Genomic DNA, 7,912 nt, shown 5'->3' with positions numbered 1-7,912 from the left:
CTAGGATCTTGTCTGAACCAGTCTGGCGGGCCGTTTGGCGCCGCCCTCTCGTTCGGTGAAGCGGCTTATACGGCCACTCCTTTTTCCCGTCAACAGCCAATTGTCAAAAAACTGTCGTTTTTTTCAAGTGATTGTTTTCAAAGCAAAAATTATGAGGCCGATCGACCTCGTTCCAATTTCGCCATGGAGAGTGGCACGGAGGGCTCTCCATCCCGCTCGACATCAATATAGGACTGCTCTCGCTTGTTTAAAAGGCCACGTTTTCGCTTCATCCCTTGGTGATCAGGACGAGCACCACAAACATCGCAGGCACGGCAGCCAACGCCGGAATGATGATGGCTGGATATCCGAATGTCAGGATCACAAGCAGCCAGACCATCAGCAGGTTGACGACGAAGAGAACCTTCGCGGTCGTCGGTCCCTGCATCGCTTCCTTCAGCATCCAACCGACCACTGGTACGCGGTATATGAGCTCGCCCATCAATCTACCTCTCCAGGATCTCTACCGGGCCTCATTTGGGGACGAGTGGCTCGGGCATTCAATGCGGCAAATTGGCTTTTGCCAATCAGGTGACCCGTTCGCCGCGGATCATGTCGCAATCTGCTGGACATGTTTCTGTACCGGGCCCTAAACTCGTCCTCGTGATGGTTTCGCCCGGACAAGACCCGACGGGCGGACGAAGAGGGAATACGGTGAGGATTACCCATCAGGGGCCGAAACCGTGGCTGCCCCCGCAACTGTGAACGGCGAGCGACGTCCGACATGCCATTGGCCTCGTGCTGATAAGGCGGACTGAAGCCCTGACCCGTGAGCCAGGAGACCTGCCATCGCTTGGCGCCGTGAACGCGGCATTAACTCTTCCCGCGCGGTGGGCGCGGACGAAAGGACTTATGTTATGCATATCGAACCCGGCGTCGTGGACGGCGCCAAGCTCGCACTCAGCTACGCAACTGCCGCACTCTCGTTCGGTCTCGTCGCCAAGATGGCGAGGGACGACCTGAAGGCCAAGACGTCACCCGCCTCCCTGGCAGGCCGGGTCCTGATCACGACAGCGCTGGTCTTCTCCTTCTTCGAGGTTCTGCCACATCATCCGGTCGGCGTCTCCGAAGTACACCTGATCCTGGGATCCACGCTCTTCCTGATCTTTGGCGCCGGCGCCGCCTCGATCGGTCTGGCACTCGGCCTTCTCCTGCAGGGGCTCTTCTTTGCACCCTTCGATCTTCCGCAATATGGAATGAATGTTACGACGCTGATCATACCGCTTTTTGCGATCGGCGAACTCGCCCGCCGCATCATTCCGGAGAAGAAGGCTTACGTCGACGTCGGCTATCGCGACGCCCTTGCCCTCTCGACCACCTATCAGGGCGGGATCGTCGCCTGGGTTGCCTTCTGGGCCCTCTATGGTCACGGCTTCACCACCGAGAGCCTGAGCAGCATCGCAACCTTCGGTGCGGCCTATATGACGGTGATCCTGGTCGAACCGCTCGTCGATCTCGCAGTTCTGGCCGGAGCCAAATCGCTGCGCAAGGCGACCGACAACGGTCTTTTTAACGGCCGTCTGCATCACGCAGCCACTTGATTGCATGACTATTGAAGGAGCGCGTGGTTCTCGCCATGCGCTTTTTCTTTGAAACGGCCACAGCTTTCGGGTACCGCGAGGCAGAAACCGCACCGTAGCGTGCCCCGCCCGTCGAGACATCGAGGATATCCATGCGCATCCTGTCCGAAGCCCATTTTCCGGAACTGCCGAATTACTATCGTGGCAAGGTGCGCGAGAATTACGATCTTCCGGACGGCAGCCGCATTATCATCTCGACGGACCGCCTCAGCGCCTTCGATCGCATCCTCACCTGCATTCCGTACAAGGGCCAAGTGTTGACCCAGACAGCCCGCTACTGGTTCGAGAAGACGAACGACATCTGCCCCAACCATGTGATCGCCTACCCCGACCCCAATGTCGTGGTCGGCAAGCGCCTCGACATCCTGCCAGTCGAAGTCGTCGTGCGCGGTTATCTGGCCGGGACCACCGGGACCTCGATCCTTACGCTTTATAAGAAGGGCGAGCGCCAGATGTACGGGATCACCCTCCCCGACGGCATGCGCGACAACCAGAAGCTTCCGACCCCGATCATCACGCCGACGAGCAAGGAGTTCGACGGCGGCCATGACGAACCGCTCACGCCAGCCGAGATCGTGGAAAAGAAACTCTTGACCGCCGAGCAGTGGGACACGCTGTCGCGCTACGCGCTCGCACTTTTTGCCAGAGGCCAGCAGCTCGCGGCCGAACGCGGCCTGATCCTTGTCGATACCAAGTATGAGTTCGGCACGGATGAAAACGGTACGATCATTCTTGCCGACGAGATCCACACGCCCGACAGCAGTCGCTACTGGATCGCAGACAGCTATCTGGCAAGCTTCGAAAAGGGCGAGCGCCCGCAGAGCTTCGACAAGGACTTCGTCCGCGCATGGGTCGCGGAACGCTGCGACCCCTATACCGACGAAATCCCCGAAATCCCTCCATCGCTGGTCGAGGAGACCTCGAGAGTCTATATAAAGGCATATGAGGCGATCACCGGTGAGACCTTCGTGCCTGACGACAGTGGCGAAAGCCCCTCAGCACGGGTCCATAACAATCTGGTTCGCTACATCGGCTAGGAGGAGGCCGAAACGTCATGGATCACGGATATCGCGCCCGCGTGGGGAGTTGCAGCGGACCTGAACTCAAAGGTTCCGTCGCACGCCGTCCTCGGAGATCCGCCGAGGAAACGCGGGAAGAGATCCTGAACACGGCAGAACGCCTCTTTCGCACGCATGGTTATGCCAGTGTCGCAATCGCAGACATTGCAGCCGAGCTATCCATGTCGCCGGCGAATGTCTTCAAGCATTTCCGCACAAAGACCAGTCTCGTCGATGCGATCGCGACCAGAGCTATCGAGGAGACGGTTGCTTCGCTACGTGTCCTGTCGCGGGATTGCCCGGCTCCCGAACGGCTGTCTGCTCTCGCACACCACCTTATGCAGGAACATGTGTCCGGACGCCTCGACGCACCCTTCGTCTTCGAAATGATCCTTGTCACCATCACCGAAGAGCTCGACTGTGGCGATCGATTCCGGAAAATGGTCGTTGAGACGATCACAGACATCATCGAAGCGGGAGTTCGAGAGGGTGTGTATAAGGTTGCCGATGTGCCGCGCTTCGCCAATGCGGCTTTCGATGCCCTCGCCTGCGTCATTCATCCTGTCATGACCGGGTTGGAAAATGCTGACATTATGGCAACACGATGCAACGATGTGGTCACCTTGATTGATGCGGCGTTGCGCTTGCCACTTGTTAAGTGACGATATCTGATTTACGTCACTTCCACGACCTGCCATCGTGTCTGACGGGGGCGCCTTTCTCATGACTAGGGTATCCAGCGTACCCGCCGTGACGATGAGCGTCCTCCCCTATGACCCTGTCATTTTTTGGGATTATCTATGCGCCGAAGCCTCAAGTTCGCCTCTGTCATTCTTGCTTGCACCGCGATCCTCGCGGGCTGCAGCGATCAGGAACCTGCCCAGGGTGCTGGCGCGGCCCCTGGTGGCGAACGTCCGCCTACAGCCGTGAGTGTCGTCGTAATGAAAAAGGCACCACAGACGCTGACGACCACACTTCCCGGACGCGCAGCCGCCTTTCAAACAGCGGAGATCCGCCCGCGCGTGAGCGGCGTGATCAAGGAAATTGCCTTCAAGGAAGGCAATGAGGTCCAGGAAGGCGATCTGCTCTACAAGATCGAAGACGACACCTACCGAGCCGCCCAGGCACAGGCCCAGGCAAGCGTCCAGAAAGCTGAGGCCGGCGTACCGACCGCCCAGTCCAATCTGGCACGCCAGGAACGCCTCGTCGGCAGCGGCGCAACCCAGGTGGAGCTCGAAAATGCCCGGGTAACGCTCCTCCAGGCGGAAGCCGATGTCGCCCAGGCGAAAGCCGCCTTGCGCTCCTCCGAGATTGAGCTTGCCCTGACCGAGATCCGCGCCCCCTTCGAAGGCGTGACGACGGCGTCGCGCTACTCGATCGGCAATGTTGTCACGGCAAACCAGACAGACACCCTGATGACGCTGCGCCGCCTGGACCCGATCTATATCGATCTGACGGAATCCAGCGTCAATCTCCTGCGTCTGCGCGAGGCAATCACCGAAGGTCGCATCAATCGCAACGAAAATGGCGCGACTGAAATCCGGCTGACGCTCGAAGATGGCCACGAATATCCGGTCGTCGGCAAGCTCGACATGTCCGAAATGGCCGTCAGCCAGACTACCGGCACCTATTCGATCCGCGCCGTTTTCGACAATCCCGAAGGCTTGATCCTGCCCGGCATGTATGTCCGTGCGACGGTGACAGTCGGGACAGAAGAGGGCTACCTGATCCCGCAGCGCGCTGCGACACGCGCGGCGAACGGCGAGCTTTCGGCCATGTTCGTATCTGCTGACAACAAGGTGGAGACACGGGTCTTCGATGAAGCCCAGGTCTCGGGCACCAACTGGCTCGTCGCGAACGGCATCAATGATGGCGACAAGCTCATCGTCGATGGATTCCAGTGGATCGGCGACGGTGCCCCTGTCCAGCCTGTCGAAGCCAAGATCAATGAAAACGGGATCGTCGAAGAGATCGCGGCCCCGGCTGCCGCCCCTGCTGCACAACCCTGATCGTGCGACAGGCAAGGCAATCGAGGCGTAAAGGATAACCCATGGCTCAGTACTTCATTCGCCGCCCGATCTTCGCATGGGTGATCGCGATCATCATCATGCTTGGCGGCGCGCTCGCGATCTCGACGCTGTCGATCGCGCAGTACCCGGAAATTGCACCGACAACGGTGCAGATCTCTGCAAGCTATAACGGCGCGAGCGCCGAAACGGTCGAGAAATCGGTCACCTCGATCATCGAGGATGGCATGACCGGCCTCGATGATCTCACCTATATGACTTCCTCGTCCAGCACCGGCTCGGCCAGCGTTTCGTTGACCTTCGGCAATTCGATCGATCCGGAAATTGCGCAGGTCCAGGTGCAGAACAAGCTGCAATTGGTCCAGTCGCAACTGCCCGATACGGTTCAGAGCGCCGGAATCTCCGTCACACGCTCCACATCGAGCATCCTGCTCGTCGGCGCGCTCGTCTCGACAGACGGCGCACGCAGCAATGTCGAACTCGGCGACATCTTCTCGTCCCAAATCGAAGACCAGATCAAGCGCCTGGAAGGCGTCGGCAGCATCGAGGTCTTCGGCACGGGCTACGCCATGCGCGTTTGGCTAGACCCTTACAAGCTCAACAAGTTCCAACTTACGCCGACCGACGTGACTTCGGCGATCCAGGCACAGAACACCCAGGTTTCCGTTGGCGCCCTCGGCAGCCAGCCGGCTCCGGAAGGCCAGCAACTGACAGTCACCGTCACGGCTCAGAGCCAGCTGCAGTCGGTGTCTGACTTTGAGGCGATCATCCTGAAGACCGAGACCGATGGTGCAACCGTTCGCCTGAGCGACGTTGCCCGCATCGAGATTGGCCAGGAAAGCTACGGCACGAAAACCCGCTCGAACAGAAACCCGGCGACGGGCTTCGCGGTCAATCTCGCGACCGGAGCGAACGCACTCGACACTGCCGAGCGCGTGAAGTCCCAGCTTGACGGCATCGCCTCGTCGCTGCCCGAAAACGTGGTGATCACCTATCCCTACGACACGACGCCGTTCGTCGAGCTGTCGATCGAAAAGGTCGTACACACCCTGATCGAAGCGATCGTGCTCGTCTTCGTGGTGCTCCTCGTCTTCTTGCAGAACCTGCGCGCAACCATCATCCCGATGATCGCCGTACCGGTCGTATTGCTCGGCACCTTCGGCATTCTTGCGATGACCGGATACTCGATCAACACGCTGACGATGTTCGCCATGGTTCTCGCCATCGGCCTGCTCGTCGACGATGCGATCGTCGTGGTCGAAAACGTCGAGCGCATCATGACCGAAGAGGGACTATCGCCTCTCGAGGCCACACAAAAGTCCATGGGGGAAATCACCGGCGCTATCGTCGGCATCGCTCTCGTGCTGACGGCCGTTTTCATTCCGATGGCTTTCTTCGGCGGCTCGACCGGCATCATCTATCGCCAGTTCTCCGTGACAATCGTATCCGCAATGCTCCTGTCGGCCGTGGTCGCCATCGTCCTGACGCCGGCGCTCTGCGCCACGATGCTGAAGCCTGTCGATCATCATAAGCCGAAGCGCGGACCTGGCGCCTGGTTCAACCGCAACTTCGACCGCGCAACCGGCGGATATGTATCCTCCATCGGCTACCTGTTGAAGCGTCCGATGCGGGTCATGCTGATGTTCGCTGTCGTGATCGGCGGAATGAGCTGGCTCTTCCTGCGCCTCCCTTCGTCCTTCCTGCCACAGGAAGACCAGGGCGTGCTGATGACCATCGTTCAATTGCCGAATGGCGCAACCGTGACACGCACGGAAGAGATCATCACGAAGATCGAGGACTACTATCTCGACAAGGAAAAGGATGCGATCCAGGACGTTTTCTCGGTGTCGGGTTTCTCCTTTGTCGGTGCCGGCCAGAACTACGCCCTCGTCTTCGCCAAGTTGAAGGACTTCGAGCTGCGTACGGACCCACAACTCGGGGCAGCAGCCGTCGTCCAACGCGCCATGGGCTATTTCTTCACCCTGCGCGACGCGCAGGTATTCCCGCTACAGCCGCCGGCGATCCCGGGCCTCGGCACTTCCAGCGGCTTCTCGATGTATCTCGTCGACAGCGGCAAGCGAGGCACCGAAGCCCTGACGGCAGCCTCGCAGCAGTTGATGCAGGCCGGCAGCCAGAATGCCAGTGTCAGCTCGCTACGCTCGAACAACCCGCCGGCGGAAACCCAGCTGAAATTCCTGCTCGATCAGGAAAAAATGGGCGCCATGGGTCTCGACATCGCGACCGTCAACAGCATGTTGTCGATCATTTTTGCCGGCCGCGACGTAAACGACTTCACGCTGAACGGCGAGTTGAAGCCGGTCTATGTCCAGGGTGACGCGCCGTACCGGATGCAGGAAACGGCGATCAACGACTGGCACGCCCGCAATGCGAACGGCGAGATGGTTCCCTTCTCGTCCTTCGTCAAGACGGAGTGGATCAGCGGTGCGCCGACACTGAGTCGTTACAACGGCGTGGGGGCGATCTCCATGGAAGGTGCAGCCGGCGCCGGTGTCAGTTCTGGTACCGCAATGGACACCATGGAAGAGCTGACCGCAAATCTCGATGGTGGCTACACGGTCGCCTGGCAGGGCATCTCCTACCAGGAACGCCTGTCCGGCTCTCAGGCTCCCCTCCTCTACGCCCTGTCGGTCCTCATCGTCTTTCTGTGCCTCGCGGCACTCTATGAGAGCTGGTCGATCCCCTTCTCCGTCATCATGGCGGTTCCTGTCGGGGTCCTGGGCGCTGTTGCTGCAGCCACTGTCTTCGGTCAGTCCAACGACGTCTATTTCAAGGTCGGATTGCTGACGACGATCGGCCTCGCGGCGAAGAACGCGATTCTGATCGTCGAGTTCGCCAAGGATCGCCAGGCGGCCGGATTGAGTGTCATTGATGCAACACTCGAAGCCGCAAAATTGCGCCTTCGTCCGATCATCATGACGTCTTTGGCCTTTATCCTCGGGGTCGTTCCGCTGGCAATAGCCACCGGTGCGGGTTCTGCAGCGCAAAATTCCATTGGTATTGGCGTACTTGGCGGAATGTTCACCGCCACCGCGCTCGGAATTTTCTTCGTTCCATCGTTCTTCGTTGTAATCAGGCAGATCTTCGGTGGTGCTAGACCGAAAGATCAGCTGTCGCAGCAATGATTGACAAACTATCTTAACCAACTATTGCGTAGGGTGCTGCGGTAGCCTGCGTGTGTATGTCGGTC

Annotated in this window: 7 protein-coding genes and 1 riboswitch; of the genes, 6 read left to right on the top strand and 1 reads right to left on the bottom strand. The window is 59.3% G+C overall.

Going from position 1 to position 7,912, the window contains the following annotated elements:
• Positions 1-231: hypothetical protein (locus E9677_RS25450; protein WP_205910197.1), on the top strand; the 231-nt coding region annotated here is incomplete at its 5' end.
• A gap of 37 nt (positions 232-268) precedes the next feature.
• On the opposite strand, the gene E9677_RS24855 is transcribed toward E9677_RS25450, so the two are convergent.
• Entirely contained in the window at positions 269-481 is a 213-nt protein-coding gene (locus E9677_RS24855; RefSeq protein ID WP_136560760.1) for a hypothetical protein, read from the bottom strand.
• A 148-nt stretch (positions 482-629) separates the two neighbouring features.
• A riboswitch (cobalamin riboswitch) is annotated at positions 630-844 on the top strand.
• Positions 845-896: 52 nt separating this feature from the next.
• Here E9677_RS24855 and E9677_RS24850 point away from each other — a divergent pair.
• From E9677_RS24850 to E9677_RS24830, 5 genes are all read left to right on the top strand, one after another.
• Complete coding sequence (locus tag E9677_RS24850) at positions 897-1,580, top strand: energy-coupling factor ABC transporter permease (RefSeq protein ID WP_136560759.1); 684 nt, start codon at positions 897-899, stop codon at positions 1,578-1,580.
• Positions 1,581-1,711: 131 nt separating this feature from the next.
• Entirely contained in the window at positions 1,712-2,656 is a 945-nt protein-coding gene (locus tag E9677_RS24845) for a phosphoribosylaminoimidazolesuccinocarboxamide synthase (protein ID WP_136560758.1), read from the top strand.
• 17 nt (positions 2,657-2,673) lie between these two features.
• Positions 2,674-3,339 carry a TetR/AcrR family transcriptional regulator gene (locus E9677_RS24840; RefSeq protein ID WP_136560757.1) on the top strand — a complete coding sequence of 222 codons (666 nt, stop codon included), beginning with the start codon at positions 2,674-2,676 and terminating at the stop codon, positions 3,337-3,339.
• Positions 3,340-3,477: 138 nt separating this feature from the next.
• Positions 3,478-4,686 carry an efflux RND transporter periplasmic adaptor subunit gene (locus tag E9677_RS24835; RefSeq protein WP_136560756.1) on the top strand — a complete coding sequence of 403 codons (1,209 nt, stop codon included), beginning with the start codon at positions 3,478-3,480 and terminating at the stop codon, positions 4,684-4,686.
• Between the two features lie 41 nt (positions 4,687-4,727).
• Positions 4,728-7,847 carry an efflux RND transporter permease subunit gene (locus E9677_RS24830; protein WP_136560755.1) on the top strand — a complete coding sequence of 1,040 codons (3,120 nt, stop codon included), beginning with the start codon at positions 4,728-4,730 and terminating at the stop codon, positions 7,845-7,847.
• The last annotated feature ends 65 nt before the right edge of the window (positions 7,848-7,912 follow it).

The organism is Peteryoungia rhizophila, assembly GCF_004912145.1.
GTDB lineage: Bacteria > Pseudomonadota > Alphaproteobacteria > Rhizobiales > Rhizobiaceae > Allorhizobium > Allorhizobium rhizophilum.
Note: the sequence above shows the minus strand (reverse complement) of the source record. Positions and strands in the feature narration are given on the sequence as shown.